The sequence below is a fragment of the Curtobacterium sp. MCBA15_007 genome (assembly GCF_001864905.1).
In the GTDB taxonomy this organism is placed as follows: domain Bacteria; phylum Actinomycetota; class Actinomycetes; order Actinomycetales; family Microbacteriaceae; genus Curtobacterium; species Curtobacterium poinsettiae.
The window spans coordinates 258,383-274,265 of sequence record NZ_MJGM01000001.1 but is presented as its reverse complement, the minus strand read 5'-3'; the positions used below and the strand labels follow the sequence as shown (position 1 = coordinate 274,265).

Here is a 15,883-nt window from a genome sequence, read left to right as displayed (position 1 = left end):
CGAGGGTCTACCTGGCGAGGACCGCCCGTTCCTCGGTCGAGGTGAGGCCAGCACGGCGTTCCCGATCCGTCCCGCGGGCACGCTCGTCCTCGAGCACCCGCACGACGGTGTCCCGGAGGGGTCTGGTCACCCCGCCGGCGTCGGTGAACGCCACTGCGGAGCGCTGCGCGAACCCCGCGTCCGACACCGGGATCCACAGGGGGAGTGATCGGGGGCCCGCCCAGTAGGCCACGTCGTGTGCAAGCAGGACGTCGTCCTCCACCGCGACGAGTTCGTCGTCGAACCCGGTGACCTCGGCCACGCACCGCAGGAAGTCGTGCATCGACACCGGTGCCCCGACGGCGTTGACCGTGCCGACGGACCCGTCGCGCCCCGCCCGGACGAGCCAGGAGGCGAGGTCCGCGACGTCGATCACCTGCACGAAGCGCTCCGCCGTCGTCGGCACCAGCACGGGCCCGCCGCGATCGAGGCGTGCCGGCCAGTAGCCGAACCGGTCGCTGGGGTCACCCGGGCCGACGATCAACCCCGGGCGTGCGATGAGCAGCCGCGACCCGAGCCTGAGCCGCGTGGTGCGCTCGGCGAGGACCTTCGCGTCGGCGTAGGCGGACGGGTCCTCCGGCTCCACCAGCCGGGCGGACTCATCGGCGCCCGGTTCGTCGTTCTGCGCGTAGACGGAGACCGTGGACACCAGCGTCCAGTGGGCGGCCCGGTCGGCGAGGGCGTCGAGCGCCGGTGCGACGAACTCGGGGGCGTGAGCGAGCTCGATGACCTCGTCCCAGGTGCCGGTGGCCGGTTCGTAGGCGCCGGGCAGGGACCGATCCGCCTGCACGAAGCGCGCTCCCTCGGGAACGCTGCCGGTGGTGCCCCGGGCGAGGCACGTGACGTCGGCACCCTCGATCAACAGCTCGTCGACGATCGTCCGTCCGAGCCAGCCGGTTCCACCGAGCACCAGGACGCGTCGCGAGGGCTGGGGCATCAGACCGGCTCGAGTGCTCGTCGCTCGCCGGTGGGCAGCTCCACCCGGATGCGATCGCCCGGTCGGACCGTGCCACCGGTGAGCACGACGCTCATCACACCACCCTTGCGCTCGACGGTGCCGTCCTCGGCTCGTCCGAGCACCGCGCGGAGCAGCCCCGGTTCGAAGCCGTTGATCTGCTGGCAGGGGTTCCGCAGGCCGGTGACCCGGACCGAGGCGTCGCCGCCGAGGTGCAGCACCGTGCCCTCCGGCAGCCCGAGCAGGTCGATGCCGCTCGTCGTGACGTTCTCGCCCATCTGGCCCGGCTCGACGCTGAACCCGGCCTCGGCGACCTCGTCGAACAGCTCGGCGTGGAGCAGGTGGACCTGTCGCAGGTTCGGCTGCGACGGGTCACGCGCGACCCGGGAGCGGTGCTGCACGGTCGTACCGGCGTGAGCATCCCCCTCGATGCCCCACCCGGCGACCAGGGTCACCGCGTCGACCAACGGTTTGCTGAACCGGTGCTCGCCGTCCTTGCTGACCGCGACCACGCGCGGCTGGTCCTCGTCGTCCCCGCTCATGGGGCCGATTCTGCACCCATCGTCCGCGCGGCGCGAGTGCGGCGTTGTTCAGCGGCGCTTGCGCAGGGCGTTCGTGGACCAGAGCGAGATCGCGATGAGCACGGGCTGGAACAGCAGGCGGACGAAGCGCTTGGTGTCAGTGTCCAGACCGAAGCCGTCGCGGTGGTGCATCCACTGCGCGATGTTGCCCGGGAAGACCGCCAGGAAGAACACCGCGACGACCCACCCCACGGTCACCTGTCGCCGCGCCAGGAGCATCAGCGCAGCGCCGAGCGAGATCTCCACCACGCCGGACGCGATCACCGTGACGTCCGTCGGCAGCGGCACGAACTTCGGCACCTGCGCCTGGAACTCCTCGCGCGCCACGGTCAGGTGGCTGATGCCAGCCCACGTGAGCATCGCGCCGAACAGGATGCGGACGATGGTCCGGGGGAGCGTTGAGCGGACTGCGGGGGTGCGGGTTGCCATCGGAGTGGTGCCTTTCACGATCGGGGTGGGGTTCGGTGGAGTGGGAGGACGAGGTCAGCGGCTGCGGAGGACTCGGCGTCGGCGTGCGGCCTCGAACGTGATCGCGGCAGCGGCGGCACCGAGCGTGAGGATCCGGGCGACCGGACGGCCGCGGGTCGAGGTGAGGAGTCGAAGCCCACCGGCGAACGTGAGTGCCGCGGCAGCACCGGTCGTGGTCGTCACCGACTGGTCTTCGAGGTCGATCGCGAGCCGGGTCCCGCCCAGGGCGGTCGCCGCGATGGCGGCGCCGGTGCCGACCAGGTCGCGCCTGGGCGCACGGCGAACCGCTGCGGCAGCGACTCCGAGCCCGGACAGGACCTGCAGCGCCGGGATGCCGAGTGCGTGCGGGACGCCCGGCTCGAAGCCCCGGCGCTGCATCTGCTGGGCTCGGGCGCGCAGCGGAGTGCGGCGAACCATGACGATGCCGTGCCCGGCGAGCAGGACGCCGGTGACGAGATCGATCGAGCTGGTCAGTTTCACGATGTGCTCCATTAGGTTGTGCACAACCTAACACGTCGAGGTGTCCAGTGGGCCAGAGGCGAGAGCCCTACCGTCGGCGACGACGCCGCAGGACGATCACGACGAAGACCACGAGCACCGCGACGACCACTGCCGATGCGAGCCACGCCGCCGACAGCAGGTCGGTGGATGCGCTCATCGTGTCGTTGCATTCCGGAACTGACTCGACACACGACGCTGTTGCTTCGACGAGACCCATGAGCGCAGTGAACCCGAGAAGCCGGGCGAGGACAAGACTGAGGTGGTGATCCCTCAGTTCCTGACCGTACCCGCGATCCTCGCAGTGGCTGCAGTCGCACTCGTCGGCTGTGCCCAGCACGATCGGGACGACGACTTCCTGACGCTCTCTGCGGGGGAAGCCACCTTGTCGCCCTGCACCACCGCAGCGCCGGTCTCGGTCGAGCAGCTGGACACGACGCGCCTGCCGACTTGTGACCCGCTGGGTCAGGTGCTGGTCTTCCCCGACGGTGAGCAGCTGCAGCTTCCGGAGCAGCAAGGTGGCGGCGGCGCATCCTCGGGCTCGAGTTCCGACACCCGGTACTCGTGGCAGAGCGTCGGCAACTGGGGTCTCGTCGCAGCGCGCTCCTCCGCCGACTGCTCGGAGATCGACGAGTGGGGCAACCCCGAAGCACTCCGGCGCGTGCACGAAGCCTTCGGGACCGATTGGGCGTGCCGCTGACACGGCGAGCGACGAGCCAGTTGCCCGTCTCGTGAGCGATCAGGCTCAGGAGCGGAGCGACGGCCCGGCTCGCAGCGGCTACGGAGCGTCGGAAGGGCGCGGGTTGAGCGGAGTTCCCAACTTCGGGGGCTTCCCTGGCACGCAGTGCCCGTAGACGAGAAGGCTGGCGAAGTCCGTGCCGGACTGGAATTCGACACCGAACCCATCGGCAGAAGTGCCGCCGTTGTAACCGTTCGGGTAGGCGATCACGGTTCGTGCGGGCTTGAGCGTGTCATCGTGCTCGACAGGGGCACCGTCCAACCCGACCGACGTCTTCAACGCTGCAGCAACTCGCCCGGTCACGACGGCTGGAGTGGCAAGCAGCGGGTGCTTGCGGATGGCTGTGAGCGTGAATTGCGCTCCGTCTTCGCCATTGGACGAACAGTCGTTCCACTCGAACTCGGTTCCCTCGTCCCAGCCCCCCTCACCCACGACGGACTTCACCGCCTGGAAGATGTCCATGACGTTGTCGTGTGACTGTTCTGGGGTCAACGAAGAGTCCATGCTCGCCGGAGTATGCGGACCGTGATCGGCGCACGCAGTCATCAGAAGCGCAGCGGACGAGATCAACGCACCCACCAGAGTCAAGCGCCTACGGTGTCGGATCACCCGTTGGTCCCGTCTGCCAGTCGAACATGAGCCAATTCTCCTCGGTCTGCTGCCGCATCCAAGACCGTCTTCGTACCGAAGGAGCTGTCCCGGTCGCCGCCACCCGGCGCATCACCACGATGTGTCCGGTCGCGAACAGTCCGGCCGGCAGCCACGACAGGCACCTACCCTCGTTGCATGGTGAGCGACGTCGACGGTGGACCCGGTTGGATCATCAGAGCTGCCGACCTCCGCCCCGCCGTCACCGACCTGGACGCCTTCCGAGCCGGCCTCGCTGGGGATCCACTTGCCGAGACGATCGAACTGCTGTGGACCGGGAACGCCCGCGCTGCTCTTCACGGCCTCGAATCGCTCCAGCAGACGCCCCGAGTGCGGGCGCTTGCTGCCGATTGCCGTCGCGATCTCGGGGACACCGCTCTTGCTGTGGGGGAGTACGACGTCCTTGTCGCAGAGAGCTTGGGCACGGCACGCGAGGCCGTGATGCGGCAACACCGGGGGAAAGCCCTCCTCGCGAACGGCGAAATAAGACGCGCGATCGAGGACTTCCAGCAAGCCGTCGAACTCCGACGAACAGCAGACCCGGTGCTCCTCGCCTCAGCAGAGCAGGGTTTGGCGGTCGCACGCAGTCGCGTGGACATCGGATGATCGCCGGCCGAACCGGTGTCGTGAGACCTCCGATCTCGGCGCCGTCAGCGCTCCGCGCGGTACCCGCACTCGCGTTCGCCCTATCGACGAGCCCGAGCGCGGGCTGACTGGTTCCGGTCGCCGCTCCTTCGGGGAGGCGCTCGGACAGGTCTGTCACCAGATCGTGAGATTCGAGCGCTTCAAGGGTTCTTGCCCCCGGCCCCTGCCGCTTGGCTGCCCAAGATGCCGAAGCGCTGCGCCTGTTCGACACTCACATCCAGGTACGGTTCGAAGGCCAGCCGAAGCTCGTCGACGGCACCACAGCGCAGCGTCAGAAGGACGCTGCAGACGCGGCTGCGGCTCATCGCGGACAGGCGACGACGACGCTCTCCTCGCTCCCGACAGACGTCTACAAGGTCTGGGTCGTCAAGGTCAACACTCTGTACGGGTGGGAGTTCGGAGGCCACTGGAAGTTCGCGAACTACTTCGCTGGGCAGACCGATCCGGGAGACGTCGCGACCCTGGAGTTCGACATCAACAAGTGCGCGAAGCTGCAACACCTCGACATGGCGACGGACGACACCAGTGGCAAGTCGACCAAGCTCGGGTCGTTGCACGACGCCAATTTCGGTGCGAACGCGCCCATCTGGAACGTTGAGGACAAGGAGAAGGGCTCCGGCAACCAGGCCGACTCCGGCGCGGCGTTGGCGTGGCTGAACGCAGACAGTTGCAAGAAGAACCACAACGAAGCGCGCGGCATCCTCCTACCATGCTGTCGAGAACGGGGCAGTCGGCAACGTCTCGGCCGTCGTCTTCATCCGACCGAAGGAGCGGTACATGCAACCAGCTTTCGCGATCCTGGCATTGCTCGTGGGCGCGAGCATCATGGCCCTCACGCTGATCGCGTTGTCAACGCCGCTTCCGATCGCGCTTCTCGGCCCGGTCCTCGCTGCCGTGGGGCTCAGTTCTCTGGCGCGGCGAGCGCGCGATCGGCCCGACGACTGACAGGCCCGAGCGCCCACGCACACGTGGTGTGTTGCGTCCGGTAGCCGATCCCGGTCCGGACGACGCCGCGCGATGACGAGTCGAACGTATGCCGAGCCGCCAGTCAGAGAGGGCTACTGCACGCGCGCGGCCTGGCGGCGCTCGACAAAGCGCATGATGAGGAACAGCGACGACCAGAGGACCAAGCCCACGAGCGCGAACACCGCGACGACGAGGAGCACGCCGCCGACCGTGTCCACCGGGAACCAGCCGCTGAGCAGCAGCGCGGGGAGGACGGTGACGAGCATCATGGTGAGGTGCGTGAGCGACTGCCGCATGAGGGACCAACGGTCCACCTGGTAGATGACGGACGACGCGGACACAGCTGCAATGATTACGCCGACCGTGAAGGTGCTGCGACCGTCCTCGGCCTGTCCGTCGTGGAGGAGGAAAGCACCGATCGCGGACATGAGCACCAGCGGGATCGCTGCCAGGAGGACGGCGCGCAAAGCGATTCGCCTACGTGGTTGTTGCATGGTGCCCCCTGGTTTGCGCCCAGTCGACCACACATCAGAGTCCGCTCGTACAGCCCATTCAAAGGACGACCTGTCGACCGGCCGGCTGGTGTCCGATAGCGGATCGGCTATCGGACGGTCCGAGCGGCGGTCCACTCGCGATCGAGCATGGCGTACTGGTAGCCGTCGACCCAGCCCAAGTCAGCGTGCCAGGAGTCCTCGACGCCGTGCTGCTCACGTCGCATGCCGTTCTTCTCGAGTACGCGGGCGGAGGCTATGTTGTCAGCGTTACAGCTCGCGGTGACGCGTCTGAGCCGGAGCACGTCGAACGCCGCGGTCAGGAGACCGCGTGCCAGGTCTGTTCCCAGTCCCTGTCCGGCGAGGTCGGGTTGCAGCATGTAACCGATGACGCCTTGCGTCGCCAGCGGCATCCCCGGCTGTCCCAGGCCGTCTACGACGTCGAGGAAGCCCAGCCCGGCGAGCTGGCCGTCCAGCTCCGCGATGCAGGAGAAGTCGGTGTCGCTGTCGGGAATGCTGGCCCACTCTTGGGCGTAGGCGTCCGGATTGACATGAGTGCGGAGCATGAACCGGTTGACGACCGGGTTGTTCCGCAGGGCGACGAGCTGGTCTGCGTCCTCGGGCCGAGGATCGCGGAGGAGGAGAGCCCCGCTCTGAGCGGGCCACGGAGAAGTGCGCACCCCGTCATCCTCTCAAGAGTCAGGTTCGGTGACTGATCACCAAACGGACGCGATGGGATGATCGGCAGATGATTCTTCGAAGTGCTCGTCTATCGCTGGAGCCGATCTCTCCCGACCTCGCTCGGCGAATCATCGAGCGGGAGGAGCTGCCTGGGGACGACTGGCACCGTGAGTATCCCTTGGACGATGAGCTCAACCCGCTGAAATCCCTCGCGGCTGCAGAACCGACGAACACACCGTTCACGATGTACCTGCTCCGGCGAACTGAGGATGGGAGAGCAGTCGGAGGCTTCGGCTTCTTCGGTCCGCCAGATACGACGGACCAGGTGGAGTTCGGTTACGGTCTCGTCCCGTCGGCACGAGGGGTAGGTCTTGCAACCGAAGCGGTTCGGTTGGCGCTCGAGAGTGCGTCGTCGTGGGGGGCTCGCTTCGCCGTCGCCGACACCGACCTCGAGAACATCGAGTCGCAACGGGTCCTAATCAAGAACGGGTTCCTTGAGATCGACCGTGACGAGTCGCTTGTCTACTACAGGCGCAGCCTTGCGCCTCAATAGCCGATCGGCTGCCGGACTCAGCTGCTCGCACCGAACGCGGAGTCAGTTCCCGCGACCGAAGTCGCTGCATCGCTGAGATCCCCATCCTCGCGCTGGCTGCCGCGAGACTCCGTCTCACATAGGTGGTCCGCGGTCCCTCGCAGTGAAGGTGCGTCATACGGACGCTTCGCGCGAGTTGACAGGCCTAGGGCTCGCGCGGATGACCAGGGTGACCCCGCCCGCGCTGAACGGCGACAAGTTGTGCGCGAAGGAGACAAATTGTGTTGTCGAGAGAAAGGCAAACTGTCGTGTCCGTCAGCGACTGATCAGAGATGGAAGGGCATATCGTCGCAGCGTCCTGAAAGTTAAGTTGTCGCAAACACGTGAGTGCCGCCGAAGGGGCGTACTCGCGCGGCGTCGGCGTACCTCCTACTGCGGGTCGAGACAGGGACAAACACCGTCGCGCTCGCGCGCTTCCGGGGGGGGCACCGTCTGCACCTCATCTTAGTGGGTGGCCCGGGGTGCTCTCGCCCCCTTTGAACGGGGTTCGCCGCGGCTTTTGAAACGACGACGATGCCTTCCTCGCGCATCGAATCTCCGAAGCGGCATACCCATGTCCCTCGGCGCCGATAATCTGCCAGACCCAATCGGAGCTGCCCCATACTAGGGCTGAATTGACCGCTCCCAGACCACATCGTAATTCACGCCGAACCTCGAAACAGCCGCAGCCACCGCACTCCCCGGCCTTTGCTCACCGACAATCACGTGCACCTGCGGAACAACGAACCCTCCCGAGCCAACGAAGACGTGCCTGTCATGCAGATCGTAATGGTCGGCCGACGTGATGAAACGCGCTTCAACGCCAGGTATGAGGTTCAACCGAAGCATCTCAGCCCGAGAGATCACGCGATCCCCTACGGCGGGAGCACCAAGCAAGCGAACTTGGCACCCAACAGTTGTTACCACTGCTTGCAAGAAGTTTCGAAGGGGCTGAATGTCCCTATACATATAGCGGTCGCACCACGTGATCGTCTGAGCGCCTGCGACCATCTCTACAAATTTCTGCACGCTTCCAGAAAGGACACTCGGCCATCTTGGGTCGATAGACGGCGGCGGTTGCAAGGATGCTTCCAACCGCTTGAAGAGCAAGGTGGGCCCCTCACTTGTGAAAAGACCGCTCGCGGCGCTTCGAGCACCTACTGAATCGAACTGCTCATCGATCCGCTGCCGTCGGAGCACTTCAGTTGCGGCTTCGCGAACGTCTTGTAAGTAGGACCGATCTTGCTCACAGCGATCCGCGACCGTAGTAGGCGAGAAACTATCGGCACTGATTGCTTGGTCCGCGAAGAGCGAAGAATCGCCGAACCATTCTTGTACTTCCGGCGCTACGTCTGCACTCCGGCTAATACCGAGCTTTGGCGGATCGATCGGTGAGACCCGAGAGAGGAGCGGACTTCCGGCGCCCGGCCTCTCGACCTGAGTTGAGCATCGCGCGGTAAACATTGCCCCAATGTCCTGCGCATTGTCACCATCAATGAAACGACGGCTCAACCAGTTTTGTAAGCGCGCTCCGCCTGGCCGGGATACCGCCGTGTCATAGGAATCAAAGAGCACTTGTGCTCCGCCTGGCCCTTTTACCGCTTCCTCAATCCGGCTCGCCAGGGCTTCGCGCTCGGCCTTGTGAGTCATATCAGTGAAGGCATTGCCGTCAACATATATGGCACTCGAGCCGATAAATTCCGCGAGCTCGCGAATCAGGTAAGTCTTTCCTACCCGTGGCGGAAGTCGAAGTATGAATCGCTGTCCTCCCACAAGCTTATAGGCGACTTCTTCGATCCAAGCACTGGTCGACCTGGTCATCAGTTTGTTCTATCGAGTGCGGAAATAGCAGCTGAAATCCGCGCACTATAATCCGAGAAACACAATCCATAGGCAATCGCATGAGCCAGCGCGTCCGGCTCTTCCTGGAGGATTTCGCGACCACCCTCGGCCTCATCTACATCCTTGGAAAAGTAGAGATGTAGTAATGCGGATTCATCTGGGAACCACTCCGTGAATGATTTCAGTACATCAGCGGCTTCCTCCCGCGGTCCACTATACGCCCGCGTTTCGATCGCACGGTTCAGAATCTCAGTTGTAAGATGGAACGGAAGCGATTCCGCCGTTCGAGCTTTAGCCGCTATGGAACACGCTTTCCGAGTGAGCAGGGGATGGCCCCCGAACTGCGCAAACAGGGAATCTATGGTTTTGTGGTCACGGATGCGCACACCCATACGCCGTCCGAGAGAGCGAACCATCGCCGCCATCTCCTCGCGAGGCATCGGTGCGAGCCATAGGAGACGTACTAGCTTGTATAGCAAGTTGTCTCGACCATCGAAAAGTGGTCGCTCGAATAGCGCCGGGTCGACGCCGGCGCATAGCAGGACTAATGATTCTTGCTCCTGCAGAAGGCTACGTAGCTGCACCAGCGCGGTGTACAACGCACGCGCTTCGTCAGGCTCCAAGTTTGATCTCAGCGGGAACGCCTGATCGATCTCATCCACGACCAAAGCGGCAGGGAAATCAACTTCGCCAAGTATTTCGCGAATGTCCTGCACCCAGAGAGGTGCTGAATCTAGAACTTCGGTCTTCCGAGTTCCTGACCGCGTTAACGTCCGCAGACGTGGGGAGAATTGCGCAGGCGAGGAAAGGTCTCGAACTGCGAACCAGAGTTTCTCCAGCACCGCCGAGCGGAACTGCTCGGCGGTAACAATCTCACTTACGTCAATGTGGATAGTTACGTGCCCGCCTTCGTTGTTGCGGAGCGTGGTAACAGCGTTCAGAAGAGAAGTTTTTCCCGCCTTCCGCAAACCGAAAACTCCGACAGAGACGGCCCTCTTCAAATCCGCAGCAATTGACTCCACCTCCGCCGTGCGTCCGTAGAATCCGCTGGGGTCCCGGATGGCCGTTGTTACATCGTAATGATCAACGGTCGCAATTGCTTCGGCTATCAGCTCATGCAGTTTTGGCGGATTATCGCCGACAAAGGCATTAGGTTCAACCGCGATGATTGCCATCTCACCGGCGCGTCGTCGAGCCTTGTCTCTTGCACCTGCGTCATTGCTAACAAGTATTGCAAGGTCCGATTCTACTCGGATGTCCCTCCGAACGCGCTCATGTATAACTGCAAGAGTTCGAGGCTCTACACGTTCGTAATCGGTGAAAAGCACCTTGATCTCTCGCTGCAGATCAAAGATATTTTGCTGATGCTGTGGCAATGTTACATTCAGCCACCAGCGGGAGGGGTTGCTGTCCGGTTCGACCCGCCAGACCCCAACCTCACTTGCTCCGAGGTAGTCAAGAAACTGGCTTGCAGCGACGCTGGACCGACGAAAACGCAGCTTATGGTCGTCAAGCGCCGCCTGATTGTTGGTCTTTCCTCTTCGCCTTTGGGGATCCGTCACTTCGATAGCATAAGCCCTTCGCGCAGCCTGCGGGAGACCCAATCTGGCTATCTCGGTCCAAGCCTCCTGCGGCACTGGACTACTCACTGCAGATCACGGTCAGCTTCGAGAGCGCCGTTTCGCTGAGGTACATATCGACGCTGGCGAGGAGTTCGAGCTGGTTGTGCTTGACGAGCTTCTTACTGAGACCAGGTTGAGCTATCACGATGTCGAGGCGAGGGCGGAGCGCCTCGGACCTTTCATAGAGTCGCTGAAGGTCCTCGATGGTTCCGAGCACGAACCCCGTGCGGTTCGACGCAGCGCGCGTTCGTTCTCGGCGAATCAGCCGCTGCATCATCCGCTCAGTATTTCTCCGCCAGCCAGCGGATCGCTGCGCTTGGCCAGAAAGTTCATAGAGGTCGACCAGCCTAGCACCGGGCTGATCCTCGCTCGAAAACTTACAGTGCGTCAGCTGAATGACGAGTACCCCATCGACCTCGCGAAGGGCAACGATGTCCGCGACCTCACCGGATCCATCATCATCGAGCACCACGTCCCACGTGCCCTCCAGAACAACCTCCATTGCTCGCCCTTGGACGGTGTTCGGGTCGCGATCTTGGCCCCACGACTCCTTCCGGATGTTGACGCCGTCCCAATCGAGTGGCGTGAGTCGATTTGCCGCGAACGGCGGCACTTCTCGATTGGGCTGGAGGAGGAGGCCGGGAGGCTCGATGACTGCGTCCTTGTCGAGCAACACACGGATGCCGAATCGGTTCGCAAGTTCTGAGAGCGGCTGGGTCTTCCGCGTTCGAACGATCCCGACTTCCCGGGCAGGATCTGCGGGGTGGACGGTCAGTCCGGATGCCGTGAGACGCATCACGTACTGCACACTCCAAAGTGGCGATTGAACCGTGAACGAAAGATCTGACGGAGCCGTCCGCTCGCCCACGACGAGCGATACATCCGCGAACTGAACTGAAACGCCATGTACGGTCACGTCGGCTGGCTCGAGAACGTCGCCGAGCGCCGCGCTGAGTTCCAGGTCGAGAACGATGCGATCAGCCGGCCACGCGTCCACGGTCACTGGGCGGATGAACCCGCTCATGATCTCATCAACACTGATGGTGGGGTCGATGATCTTCGGCCCCACCACGTCGCACCACTCCGTCCACTGCTTCAGCCCGTTCGCGGTCCGGTGGCTCCACACTCGACCTTTCAAGGATGCTGCGATGGAGTACTGCGTGCCGTTCAGGAACCCGGTTCCCGCGATGTGCGTCTGCGTTTTGGTTTGAGCCTCCACCGCGGGGAAGGCTTCCGTGACATCGCTCCCGTGATGACTCGTGTAGCGGCGGCTGCGGTTCCGTGTGTCAAGGAGTCCGACGTTGTTCGGGGTAAGGCGCTGTACTTCGTGGAAGACGCGGAAGACGTCCTCTCCGCTGAGTGGGGCGATGCCATGTTGGTCAGTGACGGCAGCAGCCAGTTTCTCGTGAACGGAGCTGTTGTCGGAGCTGTGGATGTAGAGCAGGCCGTGCTTCTCGTCCCAATACACGATGAAGAGGTTGTACTCGATTGCGTCGACGTTGTCGACCATGCCCCAGCGCGGTTCGCTTCGTGAGGCGGTGACGTACCAGAGCACGTGGTCGCGCTCGTTCGTTGGAATCGGGTAGGTGACCAACCTGTCTGGTGGTACGAATTCGCTCGCACCCTGAGGGTGCCAGGTCAGGGTGGTCGGTTTGTAGATGACCGTGCTCAGCGCCGGAGTGATCGAGTGGATTGAGATCGCGTCGGGGAGGCTGCCGAAAGCCTTCGTGAATTCGTCGATCTCTTGCTGTTCCTCCACCGCTCGAGCGGTGAGGTCCTCGATGATGAGGTTCCAATCGGCGTCTTCCGCGTACAGGCGACGGAGCGCGTCGTTGTGCCGTACTTCGCTTCGTGCGGCAACCACGGTCGCCGACCCCATCGTTGCGCCACCGCTCCGCGCGAAGCGGCCAACGAACTGGAGGGTGATGCCGAGGCTACGGTGTTGGTCGTGCATCGCCGCGATCTTCAGCTGAGGGAGATCGAACCCTTCGCCGAACATGTCGACGCAGATCAGGATTCTCGACTCACGGGACGCCAGATTCGCCAGCGCCGTATCCGCGTCGGCTTTCTTCGTGCCACTGTGCACTAGGACAGGGCCAAGGTCGGCTGCTTCGGCCCCGTAGATCGCGAGAATCGCCTGGGCGCGATTGACTGTGTTCGCTCGCGCCATGACGAGATGATCGAGGCCGGCTGCGAGGTCTGCTCGAAGCGCGGCGATCGCACGCTTGGCGACCGCAACGTCGGGGTTGACAAGCTCGAGGACGGATGCGAACCGGATCTTCGAGAAGTAACCCTGTCGCTGCGCTTCGCGAAGCGGGAACGCGTAGATAAGGCTTCCGCCGAGGTGCTGTCCGTCAGTGCGATGGGGCGTGGCCGTGAACTGAACAACAGGCTTTGGAACGAATCCGTCACGGATGGTTCGCCATGTGCGGGCGGACACGTGATGTGCTTCGTCAATGAAGAGGTGCGTGAACCGCGACAGGAACGCGGAGCGCACCTCAGCGGAAGTGTTCGTCAGAGCGTTTGGCGTGGAGATCACGACGTTGCACGTGTCGGCAAGGGTGTCCGCGTCCGCGACGTCATCGAGTCGGCCGAAGAGCTTCCCAACGACGGGCATCGCGGAGGATTCAGGGACGAGGTCGAGCGACGGGAGTACGCCGAGTGTTGCGAACTTTGCGGCGAGTTGGTCGCGGAGCGCGTCGGAGGGGACGACAACCAGAAGACGCTCGGTGCGAGTAGCGACCATGGCGGTCACCATCGTGTCGGTCTTTCCCGTGCCGGTCGGCATGACGATAGTGGCGGGGACGTGAGGGTCGGTGGTCCAGTACCCGAGGAGTGCGTGGACCGCACCGACCTGGGGTGTGCGAAGTCCCGGGCGGTCTGGGCTCTCCTCGACCAGGGGGAAGTTCGTTGGCCAGGTATCAATCACTGCGGCCGGACCCATCGGCTGAGGGTCCGTGCCGTTCGCAGACGTCAGTATCTGGCTGGCTCGCCATTTCGATCCGCGGCGCTCTGTTGAGGTGCGCGGTTCCTCGTCAGTCTTGTCGGCCATTTTGCCCCCCACCAGAATCTAGCGGCAAAGAACTCAGAACACGGCCAAAGGCACACGAGGACGCCCGCTCAGGTCCGCCGTCCATGGGCGCTGCTTCTTCTGTCACCCCGCGACATGATGTGCGAACGCCTGCGTCCAATCGACTCGCTCGACGTTTGCCGCACTTGGGTGCGGTCTCGCGTCGCCGGCCCAGAGGCAGTGTCGAATACTCCTGTTGAGTTCCTTGGCGAGGCGGGCTTCGGTGCAGCCTTCGGCACGAAGTGTGTGAAGACGAAGCCAGTCGATGTCGTCCAGCTCCCTTCCCGACGCGGTAGTTCGAGCGAGCGCCCGCGAGGGTGCCCAGACGCTTGGCTCTTCGATGCCCGATGACCGCAAAATCCCGAGCAAGTATGAGTCGAGGCCTTGCTGCAATTCGAGCGTGACTGCCGCACGGAAGCTGGAGTACTCAGCGGCGTCCTGCCTATGCCGTCCGATTGCGAGTTCGGTTGGTAGAGCACCGGGGCTAGCTTGCGTCGCTCGCTTGAAGAGGTAGCGCCGTGCGTTGCGGAGTCGGACCTCGCCGCCTGGGTTGTGTGCTGCGGCGTCACAAATATCCACCCAGTGCGTCTTCGGGAGGATCCGAGCCCAAGGCAACTGAGTGCGTTTTGCGTAGTCGATGGGTGAGGGATGCGCATGAAGGAGCATCGCGAGCTCGGTGATCCCTCGCACGAGCCGATCGGCGTCGCGAGGTGCGCCGATCATTTTCGGTCGGAGGAGCCGCGTGAGGCGGCGGACCCGCTCTTCTGACCGTGCATCCGCGGTCCGAGCACGGTCGACGTATTCCGGAAGCTGCTCTCCGGTGTCGACCGTTCGTAGCGCAGCACTCAGTGCCGATCGAAGCGCCCACTCTGTCACTGGTCCGCCGGCATCCAATGGTGTCGCCCATTCCGTCCACAGAAGCTCGGGTACGTGCTGCACTCGAACCCAAGGTCGGCCGTCTGCAAGGTTGGACGACTCAACGCTCTTGCGCACCGACGACAAAGCGGAGCCATAGACGAGGCGCTGCGAGATGGTGAAGTCCTGGTCGTGTGCGGCGAGGATCTTTTCCCGCATCGCTCCGTCGGGTTGGCCCCATCGGGTGAGCAGTTCGCGAGGACTTCCGGGCCCGTAGCCGGCGCCGCGGGGCACTGGTGCGGGCGATCGGGAGAAAGTCACCCGTCGGATCCACGACCCGATGCTCACATCGTTGACCCTGGTCAGCATGAAAGCTGCGGTCACCAGCGCCGCGGTGGCATATGCGCTGTTCGGTGCGCTCGCTCCGACACGCCTTTCAGCCTCGACCAGGCCGGCGAGCTCCCGCGCTGGTAGGCCGCTCAGCGTTGCGACGACGTCGAGTTCGCCAGCGGCACGGAGGGCAGACACGTTCCCCCGAAGCGTGTGAAACAAGCCGCCGCCGTCCGCGCGATCGATGGCTCTCGTGATCTGCGCTTGGGTGAGGAGGACAAAGCTGTGATTGGGCAGCGGTGATTCGTCCCATGCGGCCGTCAGGTCCGCGCCACACCGGGTGACGGGAAGGCCTCCGCCGACGTTGGCTCGGCACCGGTTCGGGTCCCCCAAGTATCGGCTTCGAGCCGTCGATTCAGAGAGCGGCAGCAAGCACTCCGGACAAGCGTCGAGGAGGATCCGCTCGTGGCGCATACACGCGAAGGTCCAGTTCAGACGCCACGCGGCGTAAAACACCCCAGGCCGCTCGAGCAGGCAGTCCGGACAGTAGCGCGTGCCAGTGCGCCGCGCCCATAGGTACCGAGATGCGATCGAGGGCACCCCAGTCCTCGAGATCTCGGGACCCCCGGTCATGGCACCTTCCATGGTCATCCGGCGCAGTAGATCCACGGGCAGCCCGATCGATTCTTCGATGTTCTCGAGCACGTCCTCGCTGGCGTGCTGGCCCAACTGACGTATCTCGTGTTCGCTCAGGTCAGAGAGCCCGAATGCATCCAGAAGGGTGCCGCGCGAAACTCCGAAGATGGACCATGCCCATCGGGTGATGGCCGATTGCAGCCATTCCCCGCGGTACACCCGCGGTCTGACCGCCAGTACGGTCGG

The 15,883-nt window shown here is 63.9% G+C and carries 15 protein-coding genes; 4 read left to right on the top strand and 11 right to left on the bottom strand.

Annotated features, from left to right (window positions below):
• Positions 1-7: 7 nt before the first annotated feature.
• The 4 genes from BIU95_RS01280 to BIU95_RS01265 are packed head-to-tail and all read right to left on the bottom strand — an operon-like array spanning position 8 to position 2,523.
• Entirely contained in the window at positions 8-976 is a 969-nt protein-coding gene (locus tag BIU95_RS01280) for an NAD-dependent epimerase/dehydratase family protein (RefSeq protein WP_017887849.1), read from the bottom strand.
• On the bottom strand, positions 976-1,536 hold the full coding sequence (locus BIU95_RS01275) for an MOSC domain-containing protein (RefSeq protein ID WP_017887848.1): 561 nt from the start codon (positions 1,534-1,536) through the stop codon (positions 976-978). Before BIU95_RS01275 ends, BIU95_RS01280 begins: the two co-directional genes overlap by 1 nt.
• A 48-nt stretch (positions 1,537-1,584) precedes the next feature.
• The gene (locus tag BIU95_RS01270; RefSeq protein ID WP_017887847.1) at positions 1,585-2,004 is read right to left on the bottom strand and encodes a MauE/DoxX family redox-associated membrane protein; all 420 of its coding nucleotides are present in this window, start codon (positions 2,002-2,004) and stop codon (positions 1,585-1,587) included.
• A gap of 54 nt (positions 2,005-2,058) precedes the next feature.
• Entirely contained in the window at positions 2,059-2,523 is a 465-nt protein-coding gene (locus BIU95_RS01265) for a hypothetical protein (protein ID WP_139179588.1), read from the bottom strand.
• A gap of 283 nt (positions 2,524-2,806) precedes the next feature.
• Between BIU95_RS01265 and BIU95_RS01260 the strand changes: the two genes are divergently transcribed.
• The gene (locus tag BIU95_RS01260; protein WP_139179587.1) at positions 2,807-3,241 is read left to right on the top strand and encodes a hypothetical protein; all 435 of its coding nucleotides are present in this window, start codon (positions 2,807-2,809) and stop codon (positions 3,239-3,241) included.
• Between the two features lie 78 nt (positions 3,242-3,319).
• Here BIU95_RS01260 and BIU95_RS01255 read toward each other — a convergent pair whose 3' ends face one another.
• Complete coding sequence (locus BIU95_RS01255; protein WP_017887843.1) at positions 3,320-3,742, bottom strand: hypothetical protein; 423 nt, start codon at positions 3,740-3,742, stop codon at positions 3,320-3,322.
• 324 nt (positions 3,743-4,066) lie between these two features.
• On the opposite strand from BIU95_RS01255, the gene BIU95_RS01250 reads away from it, so the two are divergent.
• A complete protein-coding gene (locus tag BIU95_RS01250) occupies positions 4,067-4,534 on the top strand; it encodes a tetratricopeptide repeat protein (RefSeq protein ID WP_017887842.1) in 468 nt (155 codons plus the stop codon).
• A 209-nt stretch (positions 4,535-4,743) separates the two neighbouring features.
• Positions 4,744-5,562, top strand: a complete 819-nt coding sequence (locus BIU95_RS18060) for a hypothetical protein (protein WP_139179586.1) — start codon at positions 4,744-4,746, stop codon at positions 5,560-5,562.
• Positions 5,563-5,631: 69 nt separating this feature from the next.
• On the opposite strand, the gene BIU95_RS01240 is transcribed toward BIU95_RS18060, so the two are convergent.
• On the bottom strand, positions 5,632-6,006 hold the full coding sequence (locus tag BIU95_RS01240) for a DUF3021 family protein (protein ID WP_017887839.1): 375 nt from the start codon (positions 6,004-6,006) through the stop codon (positions 5,632-5,634).
• Between the two features lie 134 nt (positions 6,007-6,140).
• Positions 6,141-6,710 carry a GNAT family N-acetyltransferase gene (locus BIU95_RS01235; protein ID WP_017887838.1) on the bottom strand — a complete coding sequence of 190 codons (570 nt, stop codon included), beginning with the start codon at positions 6,708-6,710 and terminating at the stop codon, positions 6,141-6,143.
• A gap of 68 nt (positions 6,711-6,778) precedes the next feature.
• Between BIU95_RS01235 and BIU95_RS01230 the strand changes: the two genes are divergently transcribed.
• Positions 6,779-7,264 (top strand): GNAT family N-acetyltransferase, encoded by a 486-nt coding sequence (locus BIU95_RS01230; protein ID WP_017887837.1) that lies wholly within the window; start codon positions 6,779-6,781, stop codon positions 7,262-7,264.
• 642 nt (positions 7,265-7,906) lie between these two features.
• Here the strand turns inward: BIU95_RS01230 and BIU95_RS18055 are convergent.
• The 4 genes from BIU95_RS18055 to BIU95_RS17645 all read right to left on the bottom strand — a co-directional run bounded on the left by BIU95_RS18055 (position 7,907) and on the right by BIU95_RS17645 (position 15,856).
• Complete coding sequence (locus BIU95_RS18055; protein ID WP_139179585.1) at positions 7,907-9,103, bottom strand: hypothetical protein; 1,197 nt, start codon at positions 9,101-9,103, stop codon at positions 7,907-7,909.
• Positions 9,103-10,686 carry an ATP-binding protein gene (locus tag BIU95_RS18050; RefSeq protein ID WP_139179584.1) on the bottom strand — a complete coding sequence of 528 codons (1,584 nt, stop codon included), beginning with the start codon at positions 10,684-10,686 and terminating at the stop codon, positions 9,103-9,105. Before BIU95_RS18050 ends, BIU95_RS18055 begins: the two co-directional genes overlap by 1 nt.
• A gap of 79 nt (positions 10,687-10,765) precedes the next feature.
• A complete protein-coding gene (locus tag BIU95_RS01225) occupies positions 10,766-13,798 on the bottom strand; it encodes a DEAD/DEAH box helicase (RefSeq protein WP_083389168.1) in 3,033 nt (1,010 codons plus the stop codon).
• 102 nt (positions 13,799-13,900) lie between these two features.
• Complete coding sequence (locus BIU95_RS17645; protein WP_175470699.1) at positions 13,901-15,856, bottom strand: TniQ family protein; 1,956 nt, start codon at positions 15,854-15,856, stop codon at positions 13,901-13,903.
• Between the last annotated feature and the right edge of the window lie 27 nt (positions 15,857-15,883).

What these genes read in the sequence shown, in the direction of transcription:
- BIU95_RS01275 (WP_017887848.1), bottom strand. Translation starts at nt 1,536, where the DNA reads ATGAGCGGGGACGACGAGGACCAGCCGCGCGTGGTCGCGGTCAGCAAG.
- BIU95_RS01255 (WP_017887843.1), bottom strand. Translation starts at nt 3,742, where the DNA reads ATGGACATCTTCCAGGCGGTGAAGTCCGTCGTGGGTGAGGGGGGCTGG.
- BIU95_RS01225 (WP_083389168.1), bottom strand. Translation starts at nt 13,798, where the DNA reads ATGGCCGACAAGACTGACGAGGAACCGCGCACCTCAACAGAGCGCCGC.
- BIU95_RS01230 (WP_017887837.1), top strand. Translation starts at nt 6,779, where the DNA reads ATGATTCTTCGAAGTGCTCGTCTATCGCTGGAGCCGATCTCTCCCGAC.
- BIU95_RS01270 (WP_017887847.1), bottom strand. Translation starts at nt 2,004, where the DNA reads ATGGCAACCCGCACCCCCGCAGTCCGCTCAACGCTCCCCCGGACCATC.
- BIU95_RS01280 (WP_017887849.1), bottom strand. Translation starts at nt 976, where the DNA reads ATGCCCCAGCCCTCGCGACGCGTCCTGGTGCTCGGTGGAACCGGCTGG.
- BIU95_RS01250 (WP_017887842.1), top strand. Translation starts at nt 4,067, where the DNA reads ATGGTGAGCGACGTCGACGGTGGACCCGGTTGGATCATCAGAGCTGCC.
- BIU95_RS18055 (WP_139179585.1), bottom strand. Translation starts at nt 9,103, where the DNA reads ATGACCAGGTCGACCAGTGCTTGGATCGAAGAAGTCGCCTATAAGCTT.